The organism is uncultured Castellaniella sp., from assembly GCF_937988725.1.
In the GTDB taxonomy this organism is placed as follows: Bacteria; Pseudomonadota; Gammaproteobacteria; order Burkholderiales; family Burkholderiaceae_B; genus Castellaniella.
This window is the reverse complement of the sequence record NZ_CALKHS010000001.1, coordinates 251446-272857: the sequence shown is the minus strand read 5'-3', so window position 1 is coordinate 272857 and position 21412 is coordinate 251446. Positions and strand designations below refer to the sequence as shown.

The following is a 21412-nucleotide window of genomic DNA, read 5'->3' as shown; positions in this document are numbered from 1 at the left end:
ATTCCGTCAGTCACCCGGGATACAGACCGCCCGGCCGGTCCTCCGCCGCTTCGCGGCTACCGTCAGGCTTCGCCAGCAGCCGGCGGATCCAGGCGCCGTGACGCCCGACGGCATCCGCCATATCCGCCTCGTCGGCCAATCGGAAACCGGAAAACTCGAAGCCGGGCGCCACCAGGCAGCCCGCCAACACGAAATCGTCCGGATCCGCCAGCTCCGCCGCGAACCAGCTGCCTGCGGGAACCGCCGCCTGGTACACAGCGCCGGGGTGGGCCAGGGCATCGCCCAGGCGATGCGTCCGCAAGCCGCCATCGGTCAGCAGCACGTGCAGATCAAGCAGGCCGCCCGCGTGGAAACACCAGATCTCATCGGCATCGATGCGATGCCAGGCCGAATGCGCGCCCTGCGCCAGCAGGTAATAGATTGACGTCCCGGCACTGCGCTGCGTCCCTTGGAACGACACCCGCAGCCCAGAGCGGAAGACTTCGCGGTAATGGCCGCCTTCCGGGTGCGGTCGCAGGTCCAGCGCGGTGATCAGGGACTGGAAAGATTGGCGATTGATGGACATGGTCGTCACTTCCTCAGGTAGCTTTTCCTGCCGCTGTCCGAATAGCAGTAACGGCCGCCCCGGGGACCTGTGCAATACGTGCCGGCGCGGCACGAGCAGGGCGACTCCCCCGCCGATGGCGTGGCTGACCGCCTGGCGGGAGCGGGGGCGAAACCCCGGCCCGCGGACGAAGCGCTGCACGAGCGCTTGCTGGCGCTGACGGAACCGTCGTTGCAGACAAAGGTTTCACCCTGGCAATGCGAGATCCCGCCCTTGCGGCCGCTGCAGGGCTGGTTGGCAGCCCAGGCTGGCCCGCTGAAAGCCGCCATGATCGCAGCCACGGCCACAGTCAGCAGCATGCACAGGTACGCGGCACGCCCGCCGAAACCACTCCCAGGCCTTGCCATGGCGCCCCCCGCGGTCCGCTACGCCGGGACCTTCACCTTGACGCCCACGGCCTTCAGGCGGGCGTGCAGGTCTTCGGTGATCTGGCGCTTCTTGTCCTCGAACTCGATCGTTTTCCTGGGGAAATCCGCGAGGCGGCTGCGGGGGTAGCGCTTTGCCTGCTGGCAGTGCAGGCCCAGGATGTCGACGATCCGGGTTCTACCGTCCTTGAGGCCGGAAAACACGACCGGGATGCCCATCGCCGCGCAGGGCATGGCGCAATGGATGCGGCGGGTGATGATCAGGCCCGCGTTTTCCCGATAGAAATCCAGAAGCTCCCTGGCCGCCTGGAATCGCAGCGTCTGCGACATATAGGGCTCCAGTTCGTGCGAGACGAAGGCGAAGTCCTTGCGCTCCGAACGCAGGAAATGCTGCAGGGGCTCGTCCACCAGCACGACCCGGTCGGCTGCCGCATCGGCCGGCCGCCTGGGGAAGGTCATGGTGGCGCATCCGCTGACGTAGGCGTCGATGCCGCATTCTTTCATGACGGCCGCCGTCATGTGATCCCGGCAGCCGATGGGGGCATGGCGCGCGAAATAGTCCTTGTGGTCGCGGACGACCGAGACGGATTCCCTGGAGATATGGAAACCGAGGAAGATCGGGATGATAGCCGGCGAAGGCGGCCAGTTGCCAGGCTCGTCCGTGAACCATCCGTTCATGACGACCGCCATCGGCTCGCCGTCGTACCGGTTCATGAAGTCCCGATCCACCAGATGGTATTCCTGGTCCAGATGCTGGGCGACGGCCAGGGTCTGGATGAAATCCCCCACGTTCGTCGAATTCGAATAGCAGAACAGACCGACCTTCACTTCCCCTCCTGGGCCCGGGCGATCCGGGCCGGATATTTTTCTATCGGGGACACGCGTTCCGGCAAACCCCGCAGATTCAACAACTGCAACAGGATTTTACCATTCGGCCGCCACGGATTCGCCCCGCAGCCGCCACGAAGCGCACGAGCGGCGCGCATGGCAAAAGCGACGGCCGGGCTCCGGATGCATCCGGCATCCTAGCGCACATCGGCCAGCGCCGATTCCGCAAAGAGCTTCTTCCCGATGTACGCGGCCCCCGCCCGGGTCAAATGCCCGCCGTCATAGGAAATCAGCTTGTCCCGGCCCGTCACCGCCGGGCACTGCTCGTCCGGACCGCACACGATATGGATCTGATCGACGAACACATCCGGCGGCAGGCTCATCGCGAGCAGGCGATTGACCTTGGACACCCCCTCGGGGACCCGGACCCGCCGGGCCGCGCGGCCGATATCCCCCCGGGCCAGCAGCTTGCGGATGTCCACAGGGGGGTAATGCTTCGGGCCGATCACGAACAGGCGCTGATCCGCGCGCAGGCCCATATGGGAGATCGTCCGCGGCAGCAGCCGGGCGGACCACTCTTTCCAGCTCGCCGCCAGCACCACGATGTCCGCCTGCCCGATCAGGGACATCGACGAGCGGACGCTGGGCGCGTCGGCGCAGACCGGCCTGTCGATCGGCGCGATATGCTCGCTGACGTCTTCCTCCACATCCACCATCTGGCAGATCGCCGGCACATAGACCGTCCGGACCTGCGCGTCATGCCAGGCGCCGGCCTCGTGCGCCATATTGGCGAAATCCTGGGCGTAGCTGTCCCCCATGAGCAGCACCTTCCGCTTCGCATCCGGGGTGAACGCGCCCGCATGCGCCTGGAAGCGCCGGGTGACATAGTCCGATTGCAGATCGACGTCCGCGTACCGCCACCACTGCAGCTCCTCGGCCGTATACCGGCTGGCAACCCCGCCGGTCGCCACCAGCCAGGCCCCGCAGCCCAGCAGGCCCGCCGACACCACCCCCGCCCATCCGAACACGGCCCGGCGGGACATGCGCGCCCGATTGCGGAACGGATGCTCCACATAGCGCCAGCTCAGCCACGCCAGCAGGAGGCTCGCCGCGATCAGACCCAGGCTGGCCGCCAGGCCGGGCTTCCAGCCGGCGAGGTGAGAGAAAGCGAAGACCGGCTGATGCCACAGGTAGGCGCTATAGGAGATCAGGCCGACCCCCACCATCGCGCGCCACGACAGCAGCCGCCCCAGCACGCTGTCCGCCCGCACGAAGGCCAGGACCAGCGCCGCCCCCGCGGCGGGCGCCAGGGCATGCCAGCCGGGAAACGGCGTGTCCTTGCTGAACATCGCCACGGCCCACACGATGGCTCCCAGGCCCGCCCAGGCCAGGGCGCCGGAGATTTTCTCCCCCGGATCCGGCAGCCGCCCCCGGAGCGCGGCGCCCGCCAGCAAGGCCCCCAGCAGCAGCTCGAATGCCCGCGTGGGAATCAGGTAGAAGGCCGGGACCACCCACCCGGACTGCACCCACCACGCGCTGATCGCCAGGGACACCGCCGCCGCCAGCACCATGGCCCACGCCAGCCAGCCGCGCGCGTAGCGCCAGACGCACCAGAGGAACAGCGGGAAAAAGATGTAGAACTGCTCCTCCACCCCCAGGCTCCAGGTATGGAGCAAGGGGTTGTCCGCCGTATCCGCGAAGTAGTCCGTCGTTCTCCAGAACAGGATGTTCGACACGAAGGCGATCACCGCCATCATGCCCTGGCCCAGGCGCTGGAAGTCGTAGGGGGACATGAGGAACCAGCCCAGGGGGATGCACGCCAGCAGGACCAGGAACAGCGCCGGCAGAATCCGGCGGACGCGCCGCTCGTAGAAAGCGACGATGGAGAACGAGTCCGAATCCAGCTCCCGCAGCAGGATTCCCGTGATCAGATAGCCGCTGATCACGAAAAAGACATCCACCCCGACGAATCCTCCCGGGAACCCGGGAATCTTCGCATGGAACAGCATGACAGCCAGGACCGCGACCGCGCGCAGTCCATCGACCTCCGGGCGGTATTTGAGTGTTTGGGACATCAAATCGGCGCCACTCAGGCGAAATCGTAAGCTTCCTTTTAGGGTAGACGATCCAAGCCGGAATTTCGGGGGCTCTTTACACCTGGAGACATTGTGCGGAATCACTCATCACAGTCACAGTAGGCGCCCCTCAAGGGCATAGCGGCGCTCTGACGGAGCTCGGACCCCACGGCTCGTGACGCCAGGTTGGCGCCCGCCTACGACATCGTCAACACCACCGCCTATCTGCCCAATGATTCCCTGGCGCTGCGGCTGGCCGGCCAGAAGAGCTTCTTTTCCGCTCGCCTGGGCCTGCTCCATTTTGCGTCAAAGCTGGATATCGATCAGCCGTCGGAGCAGATCCGGCATATCCTGGGCGCCATAGAATCCGTGCTATGCGCCCACCGGAATCTTGCGGCAGCGGCCCCGGAGATCGTCCGCGCCATTCGGGCCAGCGCCCGGGTGCTGGAAGGCGCGTTCTGAAAAGCTGCTAGCAAGGTAACGTCTCTGTGTCGCTGGAATCGTTACCACGCTCAAGGGGTCATGCATCTTTACGGATGCCTAAGATTGAACGTGCCATATGCCGCGAGATCCAGCAGATCAAACAGCCGTATGGTCGGCACTCCAAAGGCCGCCGCCGCATCCGGCAGTTTGACGTCTCTTCGCCCTTCCGGCGCGCCTACCTCGTTAGTCACGATGGTGTATTCATTACTGAAACTCGCAGCATAGGCTACCAGCCAAGCGTCCGCAGCATTCGCCCTGAGAAATTTCTGCAGCCCGGCAGGCCGATATGGTGGCAGCCTGCTCATCGCCCAGTTCGACACGTCTCCGAACTTCCCCATCAGTCCTTTTGTTTCCTGGAAGAAGCCGGTGGGTTCCTTGTTCCTCGCCCACTGGACCAAATGGTCGTCGCCATCCCCCTGGAGCAATTCATCACGGACCCTGTCGATGCTGCAAATCACATCCGCAGCATGGCTGTCATCCAGCCATTGCCAAAACGCCTCACAAAATCCTGGCTTGTAGTGAACGCTCTTGGCTGCGATCAAGACATCGGAATCAAGCAGGTAGCGCATGATTTTTCTGATAGAGGGTTGCTATTCTTGCGGGGGCCACATTCAACAGTCTGCCGGCCTCTCTAAAGGAAACCATGCCGGACATGGCAAGCGAGGAAACACGTGCCGTGAATTTCCTACTATTCCTGACATTTACAGTGCGGTAAAAGTCACCTCCGCCGTTAGCTTGTGCATGCCTTTTGCTCTGTTCGTAGACCTGGTCGTACAGCTGACGCGACACCAAGCTCAAATCCAAGGCACGTCTGGCAATGACCAATTCGCTGACACGAAAATGAAGCCGCCCTGCAGCGATTATCTGGAGCAGAGGCTGCCTGGAATCCTGAGCAGCCCAAAATTCTCTGAATAAGATCTGGGGTACCAGCACTTCGGCAGCGATGGCATTGCATTGCGCCTCGCGCGCATTATGGGTGTTTGGCTTGGCATCCGAAATTCCCGAATCACCCAGCCAGATATGCCCCAATTCATGCACCAGAGTAAAGACCCATGCCGCCGGAGCATCGGCACCATTGATGAAAATAACGGGAGCCAAGGAGTCGCACAAGACAAACCCACGGAACTCTTCGACGGAAAGCGGGCGATGCGTGTTATTGCCCACCACGCCATTCTTGAAAACCAGGATGCCAATGTTCTCACAACGTTCCACGAGCAAGGCATACAGATCATTGGGCGACTGCAAATGCCGTCGATCCGCCTCGTTCAAGTGCAGTGCCTGCCGAACATCAACCGCTATTTGCTGGACGCTGGCATCGCTGCCAGAAAATTTTCCGACAAATTCCAGAGGCGTGGCTCCAACACTTTCCAAGTAGTCCCGGTACCAATCCTGCTTGTACTGAACATCATCGAACACGTCGAAAAAATCTTTGCTCAAGGGCGCGGGACCCACCACCGTTCTGAAGTCGGCCACACCGGCCTGCCGAGGGCGCGGAGGTTCCTGCATGAACAAATAGCCCAACGGAATCTTGGCAATCTGAGCAAATTTTTCGGCCTGAGGTTCGGTCAGGCGGCCCTGCAAGATGTCGTCTACGCTATGCCGGCTCAACTTCTCAGCAATAGCAACAAGGCTCAGGCCCGCATCGGCTGCGGCCCAGTCGAGAACCGGAGGAGAAAGTTGGAGCTTGTACATGGCTGGCGCTCATCAGAACAATGTTCATGTTACCCGTTCCCAGGTCCCATATGGCCTTTACATGTAGTAAATATGATCATCATCGCCCATCATCAGGAAGCGCATAAGCTTCCTAACCTGCGCAGGTCCGTTGAGTTATTGCAGGCCCGCGTTCTGAAAATCAGCGCGCGCCCCACCCCGTCAGCAGGATCCGCACGGTCTTGAAGACGATCAGGATGTCCAGCCACAGCGAGAAGTGCTTGATGTAGTAGAAATCGTGCTGGATCTTGATCCGGGTGGCGTCCGCATCGCTGGTGTAGCCCTGCATCACCTGCGCCCAGCCCGTGATGCCCGGGCGCACGACGTGGCGATAGATGTAGAAAGGGATCTCGGCTTCGAACTGATCGACGAAGACGCGCTGCTCGGGACGGGGGCCGATCAGGCTCATGTCGCCCTTCAGCACGTTCCAGAGCTGCGGCAATTCGTCCAGGCGGGTCTTGCGGATGACGCGGCCGACGCGCGTGATGCGCTCGTCATCCGTACAGGCCAGGCGCGCGCCGTCGGCCTCCGCGTCCAGCCGCATGCTGCGGAACTTGTAGATCCGGAAATCCCGATTGCCCAGGCCGACCCGATTCTGCACGAACAGGGCCGGGCCGCTGCTGTCCAGGCGGATCGCCAGCGCGGTGAGCGCCATCAGGGGCACGGTCAGGGGAATCGTCAGCAGCACCCCCGCGATGTCGATCAGGCGCTTGCACACCGTGTACAGCGGCGACGGCAGCAGGGCGCCCACCTCGTTTTCCGACAGATGGTCGATGCGCACGCGCCCCGTCAGGGCCTCCGTGACCTGGCGGACATGGAAGACGGGGATGTGCGCCAGGATGCACTGCGCCACGAAGCGTTCCCATTCCGGCGTCATCCGCCCGCCCCGCAGATCCGCCACCAGCGCGTCATAGCGCACGCCCTGCAGATCCGGCTCGGTCAGGTGGCGGATCTCCAGATTCTGCGAGGATTCCAGGGTGCTGGGCGGATCCATGGGCAGCACGGCGAATTTCAGCTTGCGATAGCGCCGGCCCACCGCATAGCCGGCATAGCACCATGCCATGCTCAGGCAGTACGCCGACAGCAGAACCGGGCGGGAATAGCTGCTGCGGCTGAAGAACAGGACGGCGAACGCCAGCAGGAACACCCCGGTGACGATCGGCACGATATGGGCCATGATGGCGCCGCCCGACACCCGCGCCAGGCGCCGGAGCACGACGACCAGCACCACGAAGGCGGCCCCCGCCGCCATCAGCGTCGTTCGCTGCACCAGATCCGGGTATTGCCAGAAATCGACGCCCCAGAACACCAGCGCCGGCGCCAGCAGCACGAAGCAAAGCCCGGCCACGATCTGGAACGGGGCCCCCAGGATCAGGACCTCGTACCACCGGGAATGCCGACGCTGATAATCAGTCACGTCCGAACGCTCCATCTCAGCCCAGCAGCCAGTTGATCAGTCGTTGATTCACTTTGCGCACGTCGAAGCGTTCTTCAGCCATTCTGCGGCTGGCGGCGCCCATTTCCGCAATGCTAGCCGGTTCATCGACGAAACGCAGCATCGCCCGCGTCAAGGCGTCCACGTCGCGCACCGGCACCAGGTAGCCGTTCACGCCCTCGTCCACCGTGTCGCGGCAGCCGGTCGAGTCCGTCGTGATGACGGGCCGCCCCATCGCCATGGCTTCCTGGGTGCTCCGGGGCACGCCTTCCCGATAGAACGACGGCAGAACGAACACGCTGGCCTGCGACAGCCAGGGCCTGACCGCCACGTGGCCGGGCCATTCCAGAATCCCTTCCCGGACCCAGGATTCGACCTCGGCCTGTCCCAGGCCGCCCGGATTCGTATCCAGCCGGCCCAGCAGGATGAAGCGCGCGCCGGGATGCTGTCGCAGCACCTGCCGAGCGGCGTCCGCGAACTGGACGATGCCCTTTTCCCGCAGCAGCCGGGCCACCAGGATGAACGTCACCGGTTCCGTGACGGCCGGCGCGACGGGCCAGGCGTCCAGGTCCACGCCGATGCCGCCCAGCACCACGGAGCGACCCGGGTCCGCCAGCCGGTGAGATTCGAAATCCCGGCGGTCATCCTCGTTCAGGAAAACCACGCGATGCACCCGGGACAAAGCGACCCGGTACAGGCCGCAGACCAGCGCGCGCAGCACGCGCCGCTTCCAGCCGATGGGCTGGCCCGTATCCGTGAACGCATAGCCCGCGCCCTCGATCATCGCTACCCGGCGCGGCACGCGCGCCAGCCAGGCCGCCATCGATCCATAGATCACCGGCTTGATCGAAAACACAAAGACGATGTCGGGCCGCAGCCGGCGCAGCAGCCGGGCCAGGGCCAGGGCATCCGCCAGATCCCGCAGCGGATTCATGCCGGTGCGCTGCAAGCTGTACGAAACGGGTTCCGCGCCCAGGTCCCGGACCTGGGACGATTCCTTGTCCGTATAGTCCGGCGCCAGGCACACCACCCGCACGCCGGCGGCGCACAATGCCTTGATCAGATCGCCGCGGAAATTCAACATGTCCACGGCATGGTGGGCCACAATCGCAATGCTGGTCATCGTCAAACGTTCTTTTCCTGCGAGGATCTGGCTTTGGCGGCGCAATACGCGAGACACTGAAGACTGCGGACCAGAGCCTTCAACCGGTCCCGCCAGCGCGGTTCCCTGTAGACCTGATCGGCATAGAACAACAGAAAGCCTCCCGGATTGGATTTCAGCTGCGACCGGAAGTTCCGGGTATACCCATCCGGCAGATACTCGCACAGGTAGATCGCGCGATCCAGATAGTAGCGGATGTCCCCCGCGTCGGCGATCCGGTTCCAGATATAGAGTTCCGGCACGAATTTTTCCCCGGGGACGAGGGGAAACGGCAGCGATCTCATGACCGGGGCGCGGAACACGTAGGCCAGATCCCCCTGGACCTGCCGCCCGACCCAGCTGGGACGCGCCGTCAGTGGCACCGGGCCGGACCACGGGCGCCCCAGCAAGCCGCCATCCAGGCGCGCTTTTCGAAAGCACACGCCGGCCACTCCGGCCGACACTTCCGCATCGGCCAGCGCTGCCCGCACGCATTCGACCGCATCGGCGGTCAGGCGGTCGTCGCTGTCGACGATGAAAATCCAGTCCCCCTGCGCGGCCGCCGCCCCGGCATTCAGGGCCGCATGCTTGCCGCCATTGGGCTGCGCCACCACGCGGATCGGGAATGCGGCCTCCTCATCCTGGCGGGCCCGCAGCCATTGGGCCGTGCCATCCGTGCTGCCGTCGTCCACCACCAGCCATTCGAATTCCCGGGACGCCTGCGCGCGCAGACTGTCATACAAGGCCGGCAAGGTGTGCAGGCGGTTGTAGGTCGGAGTCAATATCGTCAGCATGCCGGCGCCTCCTGGTAGATCCGCAGCCATACGTCCACCGTACGTTCGATGTCCAGGTCCTCCGCACGCCGCCGGGCAGCCGCCGCCATCGCGGCGCGCGACGACTCATCCAGCGAAAAAGCACTGTCCAGCGCCCGCAGCAAAGCATCTTCGTCGCCCGCCGGCACCAGAAATCCGGTTCCGTCCATGACCTCGGCCACCCCGCCCGCGTCCGTCGCCACCACCGGGGCGCCGGACGCCATGGCCTCGGCCACCACCAGGCCGAAGCCCTCATAATGCGACGGCAGCACGAACACATCGGCAGCCCGCATCAGATCCGGCACGTCTTCGCGAGCCCCCAGAAACCGCACCCGGTCCCCAAGCCCCAGCTCCGCGCACTGCCGCTGCAAACGGTCCCGCAGCGGCCCGTCGCCGGCGATCCACAGATCGACGTCCGGGCGCCGCCCGGCCAGCAGGGTGAAGACCCGCAGCAAGCCGGCATGATTCTTCTCCTGGACCAGCCGCCCCGCCGTCAGCAGCAGGCGCCGGTCGTCCCGGGGGAATAGCTCCTGCCGGGACCGGGCGCGCAATTCCGGCGCATCCGAAAATCGCCGCAAGTCGATGCCATTATGGACCGCCCGCATGCGCCCCGTGGGGGCCGCGCCCTGGCGCTCGAATGCGGCGACGGCTTCCCGGCTGACATTGGTCGACACGTCCGCCAGGCCATCCGTCAGACGGTAGGCGCGGCATATCCAGCGCCCGCCTTCGCGCGTGCTGTGGGCCGTGCAGACCAGGCGCGGCATGGGGCTGATCAGGCGCACCAGGCGCGTCAGCAGATTGGCATGGACCATATGGCTGTGCACCACGTCCGGCTTCCAGCGGCGCACCAGGCGCCCCAGGCGCAGGCAGCCCCGCACCAGGCCGACCGGCGATTTGCGGAACCCCATGGGGTACAGGGCCACCCCGTCAACCGGCCGCAGCGTCGCTTCGCCCACCAGATAGGCAATGGCCACATCATGCCCCCGGCCCGCCAGCCGGTTCGCCAGGTCCACCACCTGGCGCTCCGCCCCGCCCAAGGTCAAGCCCGTCGCCACCAGCAAAATTCTCATGTCCGATCTTCCGCACTCTCAACCCCGGCATCCGGGGCCGATCCGCCGGCCCGCCGGACCACCCGCACAGCCACCCCCAGCAGCACGGCCAGCAAGCCCGCCTCGGCCGCCACCAGGCCGGCCGCCATCCCCAGGCCGCCGTAAAAAACCGACAGGCACGAGCCCAGCAGCACCCCCAGGATCGATCCGGCCGAAATGACATAGCTGGCCTGCTTCGCCCGACCCGCGGGAATCAGCAGAATCATGGCGATGCTCTGGCTCATGATGCGCAGAGGGGCCACCGCCAGCAGCGCATCATAAACCAGGCGCGCTTCCGGAAAGCCCTGGCCCAGCATCAGATCCAGCACCCACGGCCCCAGCCAGGCCGCCAATGCGACGCCGACCAGCACCGTCACGCCCACGCCCGCCAGCACGATGATGGGGATCCGCATCGTGGCGGCGTCCGTCCGGTCGCGCAGGCGGCGGGCAAACACCGGGAACACCGCCGTCAGAAACGGCAGGGCCAGGCTGGTCATGCCCTTGATCAGTTTCTCGGGGGGCGCGAATTCGCCCACCGCTTGCTTGCCGGACGTCACCCCCAGGAAAACCGGAACGGCCGACATCGCCAGGCTGCTGGCGCTGCGGTAAACGAAGAAATGAAAGCCCTGGCGGATCTGGCCCCAAGCCCCGGCCGCATCCCAGCGCAGCGCGCCGATTTCATACCGGCACCAGATGTTGGTCAGGATCGTGTTCAGCATGGGCGGAATCGCTAGCAGCGGCAGCGCCAGCCAGAAATCGTCCGGGGTCCGCACCAGCGCGGCCAGGATCGCCAGGCCGCACAGGCGCAGGACGACATCCAGCAGGACCGGCGCCGCCATGCGCTCGCGCCCCTGGAAATACCAGATCGGGCTGAAGCCGAACGCCAGAAAATAGGCCAGCACGAACGCCAGCAGCGCCACCGCGCCCAGATAGGCGTCCAGCAGCCCCATCCCCCAGGCGGCCAACAGCAGCAGCACGACGGGCGCCGCCAGCAGGCACTTGGCCAGCAGCACCTGGGAAAAGAGGCGGTTCAGATCGGACGGCCGTTCGTGCGCCAGGGCGGCCTGCTGCGCCGCATTGATGTTGAAACCATATTCGACCCAGAGCGACGCCGTCAGCGCCAAGGCCTGGCAGAACAGGATCTGGCCATACTGCGCGGCCCCCAGGGCGCGCGCCAGCACGGGGATCTCGAACACCGGCACCAGGAAAGAGACGATATGCACCAGGTAGAGCGCCCCGGCGTTCCGCGCCACGCGGGTCAGGGTCGAACGGCCTGTCATGCGGAGGTCTTAGGCGGCGCCCAGGCAAATGCCAGCATCAGGATCAGATAGCCCCATTCCGACATTTCAGTGGTGAAGGTATTCAGCATCAGGGCCACGCCATACGCCAGCGCGGACCCTGCCGTCGCCACGACGAAGAACCCCTGTTCCAGGTCCACATCCCCGCGCCAGGCCCGCCAGATCGGCAGGATCGCCGCCACCAGGAAGCCCAGCATGCCGGCCAGCCCCAGCACCCCGAAATCCCCCAGGGCGGCCAGATAGGCATTGTGCACGGGCATCAGCGTCCCCCGGTTATGAATGTCGGCGCCGGTAGTCATGAAGCCGCAGCCAAAGGGCTGGCACTGCGGTATCTGCGCGAACGCGGCCTGCAGCAGCTTCATGCGCGCAGGGTCCCCGGCCCCCAGCCGGGTCTCGAACATCCGCGTCCAGGCGGCATCCAGGATGCGCGCCGGATCGCCGGGCCCGCCATGCAGCCAGCTGTTGAACAACAGGAAGACGAACAACAAGACCGGGATCAGCCACAGCCAGCGTAGGCTGCGGTTCAACAGACTCCAGCCGCCCCGCCTCAGCAGATAGGCCAGGAACCCCACGCCGATCATCACCAGCACCAGCTGCCCGGTACGGCTGCCATCCGCCAGCGTGATGAACAGGCACGCGGCCGCCAGCGGCCCGCTGGTCCGCCAGGCGCCCGACCGGACCGCTAGGTCCGCCAGGAACAGCGGCAGGAAAAGCGCCCCGGCCTTCCATAGCACGCCGTAGGAAGCCAGCACCGAACCTTCCCGATTGCCGATGTAGAGCCGCAGCCCGCCCGAAACGGTCCAGTATTTGGAGATCGCCAGGCTCAGCAGCATCACGATCACGGCCCCTGCCGCCGCCCGGACCAACTGCCGCCAGTCCGCATGCCGCGCCAGGCCCCACATGGCCAAAAACATGAGCGCGATCACGGCGATCTTCAGCGCCTGATAGGCCGTCGCCGCATCCCGATTCACCGCAGCCGCCAGCAGCATCGCCAGGCACAGCACGCCATACGATCCCATCACCCAGCGCGGCCGCCGCCATGCCGGGTCGAGCGGCCCCCGGGGCCACGCCACAGCCAGCGCCAGCAGCAGCCACACACCCCAGGCGCCCCAGTAGCCCGCCGGACTGATCAGGTTCCGCAGACTGCCGGCCGCCATCAGCAGCGCCGACAGCAGCAGGATCAGGGAAACCGCCCTGCTGGGCCCTAACCCACGATCAGCCGCTACGCGCCGCTGGCAACCAACGTAATGCACCATGTCCATGCACCATCCCGACCTTGCTGTTCTTCATAGCGCCCAGCGCACAATGACCGCAAACATGCTCAGCAACACGACGCACGCAGGAATCGGCATCACAATACATGCAGGTCTGAATTTTCTCGTAAGTACGGCAACCCGGCAAAAACCAGCAGCCCCCTCAGGCCAATCTCATCACTCACCAAACTCGTCCTCTTACTCCACAAGGGACGTCATGCCATTCATTTGCTACGGATTCATTCATCCCGGATTCCGAGGTTGATATTCCGGTACCCAGCGCTTCAGACCCGCACGCACCACGGCGTCCTCCTGAGGAGGCTGAGCCAACCAGACAGTCAGCGCCTCGTACAATCCCTCAGGTACGGGGCGCGGCCGGGCGATGCGCAGTTTCTCGTGTGGTGTCGGCAGAGTTTCCTCCGCATCGGCCAGCAATTCCTCATACAGCTTCTCGCCCGGACGCAGACCTGTGTACTCGATCTGGATCTCGGACTCTGTAAAGCCTGACAGGCGAATCATATTACGTGCCAGATCGGCGATTCTAACCGGTTGCCCCATGTCCAGGACGAAGATCTCGCCCCCCTGCCCCATGGCGGCAGCTTGCAGCACCAGTTGGGCCGCCTCGGGAATGGACATGAAATAGCGGTTGATTTCCGGGTGCGTCACAGTCACCGGCCCGCCTTGAGCAATCTGCGATTGGAACTTCGGGATCACACTGCCCGTGCTACCCAGAACATTGCCAAAACGCACAATGTGGAACCGCGTGGTGCCCGGCCCGTTCTGCATGACTTCACAGACCATCTCCGCCACACGCTTGGTCGCCCCCATGACGTTGGTGGGGTTGACCGCCTTGTCGGTGGAAATCAATACGAACCGTTCCGCGTTCGCATCCCGGGCAGCCTGAGCCACGGTCAGCGTACCGGCGATATTGTTGCGCACTGCCTGCCAGGCATTGCCAATTTCCATCAACGGCACATGCTTGTATGCAGCGGCATGAAATACCACCTGGGGTCGGTGCAGAGCAAAAACCTGCGCCATGCGCGCGGGGTCCTTGACGTCGCCCGCCAGGCGCACAATGGGCAGGTCCGGCTGGTGTTCGCCGAACCACTGTTCGATCATGTACAGGGCGAACTCGCTGGCCTCCAGCAAGACGATGCTCTCTGGCTGGAAGCGCGACAACTGTCGGCACAACTCGCTGCCGATGGATCCGCCAGCGCCGGTCACCAGAATGCGCTTGCCATGCAACATGGCCTTCACGTTGTCATTATCAATCCGTACGGATTTGCGCCCCAGCAGATCCTCGATCTTGACTGGACGCATCACATTGATGGCCACCCGACCGCTCATCAGTTCCGCCAGACCCGGGATGGTGAACAGGGTGGCACCCGCCTTGGTCGCCAAGCGGGTCACGGCCTGCAGCGCCTCGGCCGGAGCCGAAGGCATGGCGAGGACCACATGGCGGGCCTGATGGCGACGTAACACGCCGGGCAAATCTACCGTGGCGCCCTCGACCCGGCAGCCGCTCAGTTCCAGACCCCGTTTGTGCCGATCGTCATCGACCAATGCCACCACTTGCCATTGCGGGCTTCGGGCCAGTTCGCGCACGAGCATCGCTCCCGCCGTGCCCGCTCCCACGACCACCACCGGCCTGCGCTCCGCATCCGAAACCGGAGACAGCCGGGATTCCCGCCACAACCGCCAGGCGATACGCCCGCCCCCCATCACCACCAGCAGCAGCAGGGGATACAACACCACGACGGAGCGAGGGATCAGCAACCAGGACTTGCCGAACAGAGCCAGCGCCAAGACCGCCACGAGGGACACGGCCACAGCGCGAACCAAGCGGCGCAGATCAGGCAGACTGGCGAAGCTCCACATGCCGCGATACAACCCCGCCCAACGGCAGGCGATCAATTGGACGACCAGCAATATCAACACACCGTACACCATGTCCTGATGCACGGTCCGGGGCCAATTCAGATTGAAGCGGATCAGATATGCCCCTACCCACGCCACCAGCACGGCCAGCAGGTCGAAGGCAAAAACCAGACACGAACGTACATTGATCACAGCAGCCCCTTAACGCGCGGCCTGCGTCATAACGGCGCCCAATGCTTGGCAGGTCTTATCGATATGCTCGTCCTGCAGGGTCGGATGCACCAGAAACATCAGACTGTCGTCGCCCAATTCCCGAGCCACCGGAAGACGCTGGGCTGGTCGGAAATCCGTGCCATCGAACGCCTTCTCCAGGTAGACCTCGGAACAGGACCCGGAGTACACCGGGACGCCCTGATCCAGGACGGCCTGCTGAATCCTGTCCCGAGACCATCCGGATGCCAGCGCCTCCGGGCGGACGAACACATAACATTTATAAGCGGCATGATCGATCCCGTCCGGCACCGCGGGCACCCGGAGACCCGGTAATACGCGGGCGCAGTCCCAGATGCGACTGGCGTTGCGCACGCGCGCCGCATGCCAGTCCGGCATACGCCGCAACTGGATCCGCCCGATGGCGGCCTGAATTTCCAGCATGCGCCAATTGGTGCCGAAAGACTCATGCAGCCAACGGTAGCCAGGGGGGTGTTCGCGCTCGTACACGGCGTCCCAGGATTTGCCATGGTCCTTGTACGCCCACATCCGTTTCCACAGCGCCGTATCGTTCACCGTGACCATGCCGCCTTCGCCCCCGGTGGTCATGATCTTGTCCTGGCAAAACGACCAAGCGCCAACATGGCCGATGGAGCCCACCGGGCGTCCCTTATACCGGGCGCCGTGGGCCTGGGCACAGTCTTCAATCACATACAGGCCATGGTCGCGCGCCAGATCCATGATGGGGTCCATATCGCAAGGCCAGCCTGCCAGGTGCACGCAAATCACCGCCCGGGTACGCGGGGTCATCACGGCGCGGATCGTATCGACGGTGATGTTCTGGGAATCCGGATCGACGTCGGCGAATACGGGAGATGCCCCCGCATTGACGATACAGGACGCCGACGCAAGGAACGTGCGCGGGGTCACGACCACTTCGTCCCCTGGGCCGATCCCCAGCCCCTTCAGTGCGAGGTCCAGCGCCACCGTGCCATTCGCCAGAGCGATGGCATGATTGGTTCCCGCCCACGCGGCGAATTCTTCTTCGAAGCGCCTGCACTCCTGCCCAGTCCAGTAGTTGACTTTATTGGACAAAACGACATCGCGCGCAGCATCGGCTTCTTCAGCCGTGAAAGCGGGCCAAGAGGGAAAAGGAGTATTAAGCACAGTCAAACCTGATTATTTCGAAGAACAAGTAGATAAAGGCCGGGCAGGCACGCCCACAGCAACGACACCCGCGGGCAAATCGGAGACAACTGCGGCGCCGGCACCCACCACGACATCCTGACCGATACGCTGGCCCTGACGGACGACAGCGCCGATGCCGATCCATGCCCTGTCGCCAACGATCACCCCTCCCGCTAAGCGGGCGCCTGGACTGACATGGACCGCATTGCCCAAAACACAATCATGATCAACGCTGCACCCGGTATTTAGAATAGCGCCATCACCGATCGACGTATCCGCGTTAATGATAGCCCCCGGCATGACAACAGAGCCAGCTCCCAAGTGCGCCGAATCGGATATCACGGCGGCAGGATGGACGACAGTAACCACGATAGCGCCCGCCGATCGTAGCCGATCTAAGAGAGCAAGTCGTATCTCATTGCGTCCAATCGCCACAATCACCCCATCCAAATCACCGAGGGATGTGAACAGAACGTTTCCATCGCCGGCAACTGTCCACTTGCCAATCGTCGATTTCTGAGGCCACGCATCGTCAAAAAAAGTCACGGCCTCCCAGCCAGCGGCCAAGGCTACTTCAGCCACCACTTTTCCATGACCGCTCGCGCCGAGGATTCCCAATCGCTTCAATGCTTATTCCCCGTAAATTTGGACATGGTCGCTTCCCCCGCCTCGCTAACGCCACTGCGAGCCAGCACACGCCATACCGTCAGCCACAATATCTTCAAATCCAACCAGAAAGACTGATGATCAACATACCAGACATCGAGCGCGAATTTTTCTTCCCAGCTAATAGCATTGCGGCCATTGACCTGCGCCCATCCAGTGATGCCTGGCCTTACTCGATGGCGTCGCCGCTGCTCCGGCGAGTACAGAGGGAGATACTCCATGAGCAACGGGCGCGGCCCGACCAAGCTCATGTCGCCTCGCAAGACATTCCATAACTCAGGCAACTCGTCCAAACTGGTCGACCGAATGAAAGATCCGAATTTCGTCAAACGCACGCTATCAGGCAATAGACCGCCATCAGCCCCTCTGGCATCCGTCATAGTACGGAACTTGTACATGACAAATGGTCGACCATTAAATCCAGCCCTGATCTGAGAAAAAATCACGGGACGCCCTATGAATATCAGGACAAAAACACTGAGCACAATGGAAACAAGGGTCACGAAAGGAAAAATCAGAACGAACAAACACAAATCAAAAATTCGTTTCCTCAAAACACCCCTCCGAGCACAACAAGAAAATACTCATAGCAAAAGAAGACCTGACTTTCGACGCTCCGTAATCCCCGATAACACCAGATAGATCACAGGACTCACGAACTTTGCGCCGCCCGCTCGAGAACCTCGATCATTTCAGCAGCCAGCATATCGCGCGAAAATCGAGCCTTCCCCAGGGAAAACGCCGCCTCACCTGCTTTTTTCAGGCCGATCTCATCTGAAAGAAAGCTGTCAAGCATACGAGCAGCCAGATCCGCATCGTCGACAGGAACGACCAACCCGATGCCTTCTTGATCGATCAGATCCTTCTGCCAACCACGATAATTAATCACCACAGGCTTGCCGGCGGCCATCGCATCAAAAAGTTTATTTGCACTATTTTTCCACAACGGTTCCAGACCCACCACCCAGGAACAGCAAACTGTAGCCGCAGCGAACAACTCCACCACCCTCGCCTTGGACACTGCGCGTTCCATGAAGAAGTTCTCGTTAAGGACGCCTAAATCAGATGCAAGCTCTCTTACTTCACCAAACTTCGCACCGCCCCCCACAGCGAGAAAACGCACATCCGGGTTGAGTTGCCTCATTGCCGCTGCCATGTGAACCATGAAGTCGACTCCATTGACCCTGCCAAAGGTTCCTGCATACAAAACCAATGGCTTGTCCCCAAGCCAGGACTGCTCTGCCCGGAACCTGCCACCGGCAGCGCCATCGCCTTGAAAAAGTTCCACGTCCGCACTATTTGGAATGCAAACCACCTTATCCTGAGGCACTCCCGTCGCAATCACCCCTTTTCGCATATCAGGAGAAAGAGCAATGATCCGTTTCGCACAACGATATGCCCAGGCTTCCAGCCGTCGTGCGCAGAAAATACTGCCGGGGAGCCGTAACGCACCCATAGCAATGGGCACTTCAGGCCACAGATCCCGCACCTCCAGAACCAGCGGTGCTTTCAGTTTACGGCTTACTCTGACCCCAGGAATCGAGATTGTCAGCGGAGTACTGGAGGCGAGTACCACATCTCCTTGCAGTCTGGATGCATAAATGGAAGCACGAAAAGAAAATAGCAAGAATGCGATGAGGCGGCGGACAATTCCCATGGAATTATCGTAGCGCACATTCAACCAATGGACCTTAATGCCGTCTACATCTTCCACGAACCAGCCATTTCTTCCAGACAGCCCATCCGTACGCGCGGTGATCATCTCCACCGTGTGCCCTCGACGCACCATACGTTTCGCCATCTCATAGGAGCGCGTACTCCCAGACATTTCAGGCGTATTGAAGTACTGATGAAGATAAATGATTTTCATGCGAAACAGCCCTGATACCTTCTGGCGATCCTATGCCATGAAAATGGCTCAATCGCCCGACTTACCCAGACAGGATCCAGTCCGTTAGGATTTCTCACCAACAGATCCATCACAGCGCCCTGAATAGCCTCAACCGATCTTGGGTCAACTGAACGAACATACGGATAATCAAATAGCCCATCTATGCCCTCAGACCTGCTGCAAATCAATGCACACCCTTGGGAAAGGGCCTCGATGAATGCCAGACCGAATGTTTCCGTCAAGGACGGCATTACATAAACTCGGCATTCCCTATAGAAATCCCTTAGCTCAGCAGTGGTTCCAATCACGCCTCTTACGACCACATATTTTGGCAACTTCTGTACGCGCAACAGATCGCAAAGTTCTCTTTCAGAGCCTCCTGCCATCAACAGCCTGAAATCCTCAAACTCCTCATACGCAGCCTTGCAGGACAAAACTATTCTTTCAATATTCTTATTTTTATCAAACCTCCCCACAAAACCGCATACCATACCTCTCGGGTCTTCCGACTCAGAAAGCTCGCGATGCCAATACTCATTAACCCCATTCGGGATAACCCATACATCTCCGGCGGCCTTGAACAATGCAGGCCACCTTTCCACAAAACGGCGCCTATGAGCTTCACTCACGAAGACCAGCCCACGCGACCTTCGGATGGCGATACGCATCATCCATCGATAATAAAAAAGCGATGGTATGAATATATTCATATCGGTATTTCTTATGACCATCAAATACCGAAATCTGAAAAAGAATGAAAGGAAGAAGGCCACCATCCCATCGGACCAGAAATTATGCGCCACAACAAAAATTTCCTTATTTTCACCTTGAGCCGCACAAGCCTTCTTGAACAAAGAAAAGATCTTGCAGAGAATGAAAAATATCTTTATGGCCGGAAAGAATCTGACGACCCGATTGGAAAACAACTTATACTCTACATTTACGGATCCATGATCGACATCATTTTTACCGACATCTGAAGCCCGTCGAACAGGCACTATGACATCCTGCCGCCCAAACTCCTCTGCAAGATGGCGAATCAGTTCGGCGTGAACCTTGCTACTAACGAAATTATTGGCGATATGAATCATACAGATCCCGTCAAGCCGAACCGAGCTTCTTGCGGTAGAACTCGTTAGCAACGGAAATTAGCTTCAATGCGCACACAGTGGGGAGGGAAAGCCACAATGCGCTGCTCAAGGCGGCCATCTCCAATTTTGGAAGGATGAACCAGAACCTGACCAATAGCGCCGAATAGAGGACACAAAACACCACGGTGCGCCGCTCCATGAATGCGTTAAAGACCCACGAGGCAATCGCACCGAAAACCATGGCAGAGCCAACACTGAGGAGAACACCGAAATTTGCATAAAACTCCAGTATCACACCAGGAGGAATCCCGCCCACATGATTCGGATACCACAGATCGCGAATATGATATCCCAGGAAAGTGAATCCCAGGTCAGGCAGAAAACCATAAAGCCAGCTGAACATGGATTGACCGTTCAAGTAATCATCGACAGACCCGTAGCTATCCCAATACACGAACATTGCGGGCAGATTGGGAACATTCCCCTTTCCGAAGATCAGATAGGACAATACATCGAGCTTGTCCCATAATAAAGACCAGACATTGATATCGAGACCTTGCTCCATCGCAAGGTAATAATCCACACTCACGACGCGCAGCAAGTAAGACAGCAGCACAACCGCGACAAGCACCGGCACCAATACTCCTCCAAAAAGGATGACCTGGCGGCGACGAGATGAAACAAAACACTCTAGCACATAAAGAAATATAACTACGGAGAATGTAAAAAAAATCTGCCCTTTCGAAACAAAGGCCAGCAAGCTGCACAGTATGAACGAGATATAGGAAATGAAATTACCCCATCCCCATTTTCTTATTGTCAATCTATATAAGATTATTCCAACAATAAAAAAGTTATATCCAAGGGTAGTAAACCAACCATCATTCACCTGCTGTCGATATCGCGCAACACCGAAATCTATAAAGTACGACAACGGATCGCCAGGACTGAAGAGCCAGATGTTATATATAAAGTTGGATACAGATATCAATATGCAAGCTATAACAGCCAGGCGCAGAAACTTTCCATATGCATCGCCCTCAATACGCACCAGAGGCTTATCCGCATCAATTGAAAAATCAGATTTCCTCCATAGCGCATAGCCGATGTTGAACGAAAACAGCCAACCTGCAACATAGAGCATCAGCGGCCAAGATAGCTCATTGACTTGAAAGTAGCCATGAAGCAGGTGTTCAGCTCGGGGGAAACCTGTCAAAGCAAAATAAAGCACGTCCAGGACAAAAATAAGCATCATGCAATTAAAAGCCACTATCGGCTCAAACCATTGCAGGCGCCTAAACAGAAAAGGCATGCAGATTATTATCAGTATAAGATACGAAGGAAGTATCAAATCATAGAATAAGCTTCTATCAGCCAGCAGCCACGTCACGCCGCC

General features: G+C 61.0%; 19 protein-coding genes. 1 reads left to right on the top strand and 18 read right to left on the bottom strand.

Features of this window, described 5'->3' with window-relative positions; all coding sequences use genetic code 11:
* Positions 1-10: 10 nt before the first annotated feature.
* The 3 genes from Q0263_RS01160 to Q0263_RS01150 form a co-directional block, all read right to left on the bottom strand.
* Positions 11-565 (bottom strand): cupin domain-containing protein, encoded by a 555-nt coding sequence (locus tag Q0263_RS01160; RefSeq protein ID WP_298012507.1) that lies wholly within the window; start codon positions 563-565, stop codon positions 11-13.
* Positions 566-969: 404 nt separating this feature from the next.
* Positions 970-1797, bottom strand: coding sequence for a polysaccharide pyruvyl transferase family protein (locus Q0263_RS01155; RefSeq protein WP_298012505.1), 828 nt, complete (start codon positions 1795-1797; stop codon positions 970-972).
* A 197-nt stretch (positions 1798-1994) separates the two neighbouring features.
* On the bottom strand, positions 1995-3872 hold the full coding sequence (locus Q0263_RS01150) for an acyltransferase family protein (RefSeq protein WP_298012503.1): 1878 nt from the start codon (positions 3870-3872) through the stop codon (positions 1995-1997).
* Between the two features lie 186 nt (positions 3873-4058).
* On the opposite strand from Q0263_RS01150, the gene Q0263_RS01145 reads away from it, so the two are divergent.
* Positions 4059-4334: a hypothetical protein gene (locus Q0263_RS01145; protein ID WP_298012502.1), complete on the top strand. Its 276-nt coding sequence runs from the start codon at positions 4059-4061 to the stop codon at positions 4332-4334.
* Between the two features lie 68 nt (positions 4335-4402).
* Here Q0263_RS01145 and Q0263_RS01140 read toward each other — a convergent pair whose 3' ends face one another.
* The 15 genes from Q0263_RS01140 to Q0263_RS01070 all read right to left on the bottom strand — a co-directional run bounded on the left by Q0263_RS01140 (position 4403) and on the right by Q0263_RS01070 (position 21328).
* Positions 4403-4924, bottom strand: coding sequence for a DUF4411 family protein (locus Q0263_RS01140; RefSeq protein WP_298012500.1), 522 nt, complete (start codon positions 4922-4924; stop codon positions 4403-4405).
* Positions 4908-6047, bottom strand: coding sequence for an ImmA/IrrE family metallo-endopeptidase (locus Q0263_RS01135; protein ID WP_298012498.1), 1140 nt, complete (start codon positions 6045-6047; stop codon positions 4908-4910). The genes Q0263_RS01140 and Q0263_RS01135 overlap by 17 nt, the downstream gene beginning before the upstream one ends.
* A gap of 160 nt (positions 6048-6207) precedes the next feature.
* Entirely contained in the window at positions 6208-7482 is a 1275-nt protein-coding gene (locus tag Q0263_RS01130) for a sugar transferase (protein WP_298012496.1), read from the bottom strand.
* Between the two features lie 16 nt (positions 7483-7498).
* A complete protein-coding gene (locus Q0263_RS01125) occupies positions 7499-8623 on the bottom strand; it encodes a glycosyltransferase family 4 protein (protein WP_298012550.1) in 1125 nt (374 codons plus the stop codon).
* A gap of 2 nt (positions 8624-8625) precedes the next feature.
* Positions 8626-9435, bottom strand: a complete 810-nt coding sequence (locus Q0263_RS01120; RefSeq protein WP_298012493.1) for a glycosyltransferase family 2 protein — start codon at positions 9433-9435, stop codon at positions 8626-8628.
* Positions 9429-10523: a glycosyltransferase gene (locus tag Q0263_RS01115; protein WP_298012491.1), complete on the bottom strand. Its 1095-nt coding sequence runs from the start codon at positions 10521-10523 to the stop codon at positions 9429-9431. The genes Q0263_RS01120 and Q0263_RS01115 overlap by 7 nt, the downstream gene beginning before the upstream one ends.
* On the bottom strand, positions 10520-11821 hold the full coding sequence (locus tag Q0263_RS01110) for an oligosaccharide flippase family protein (protein WP_298012489.1): 1302 nt from the start codon (positions 11819-11821) through the stop codon (positions 10520-10522). The genes Q0263_RS01115 and Q0263_RS01110 overlap by 4 nt, the downstream gene beginning before the upstream one ends.
* Entirely contained in the window at positions 11818-13101 is a 1284-nt protein-coding gene (locus Q0263_RS01105) for a hypothetical protein (protein ID WP_298012487.1), read from the bottom strand. Before Q0263_RS01105 ends, Q0263_RS01110 begins: the two co-directional genes overlap by 4 nt.
* Before the next feature lie 234 nt (positions 13102-13335).
* A complete protein-coding gene (locus tag Q0263_RS01100) occupies positions 13336-15162 on the bottom strand; it encodes a nucleoside-diphosphate sugar epimerase/dehydratase (protein ID WP_298012485.1) in 1827 nt (608 codons plus the stop codon).
* Between the two features lie 9 nt (positions 15163-15171).
* Positions 15172-16347 (bottom strand): DegT/DnrJ/EryC1/StrS aminotransferase family protein, encoded by a 1176-nt coding sequence (locus Q0263_RS01095; RefSeq protein WP_298012483.1) that lies wholly within the window; start codon positions 16345-16347, stop codon positions 15172-15174.
* 12 nt (positions 16348-16359) lie between these two features.
* On the bottom strand, positions 16360-16986 hold the full coding sequence (locus tag Q0263_RS01090) for an acetyltransferase (RefSeq protein ID WP_298012547.1): 627 nt from the start codon (positions 16984-16986) through the stop codon (positions 16360-16362).
* 5 nt (positions 16987-16991) lie between these two features.
* Positions 16992-17588 (bottom strand): sugar transferase, encoded by a 597-nt coding sequence (locus tag Q0263_RS01085; RefSeq protein WP_298012481.1) that lies wholly within the window; start codon positions 17586-17588, stop codon positions 16992-16994.
* A 98-nt stretch (positions 17589-17686) separates the two neighbouring features.
* Positions 17687-18904: a glycosyltransferase family 4 protein gene (locus Q0263_RS01080; protein WP_298012479.1), complete on the bottom strand. Its 1218-nt coding sequence runs from the start codon at positions 18902-18904 to the stop codon at positions 17687-17689.
* Positions 18901-20016 carry a glycosyltransferase gene (locus Q0263_RS01075; RefSeq protein WP_298012477.1) on the bottom strand — a complete coding sequence of 372 codons (1116 nt, stop codon included), beginning with the start codon at positions 20014-20016 and terminating at the stop codon, positions 18901-18903. The genes Q0263_RS01080 and Q0263_RS01075 overlap by 4 nt, the downstream gene beginning before the upstream one ends.
* Positions 20017-20026: 10 nt before the next feature.
* Complete coding sequence (locus tag Q0263_RS01070) at positions 20027-21328, bottom strand: hypothetical protein (protein ID WP_298012475.1); 1302 nt, start codon at positions 21326-21328, stop codon at positions 20027-20029.
* Between the last annotated feature and the right edge of the window lie 84 nt (positions 21329-21412).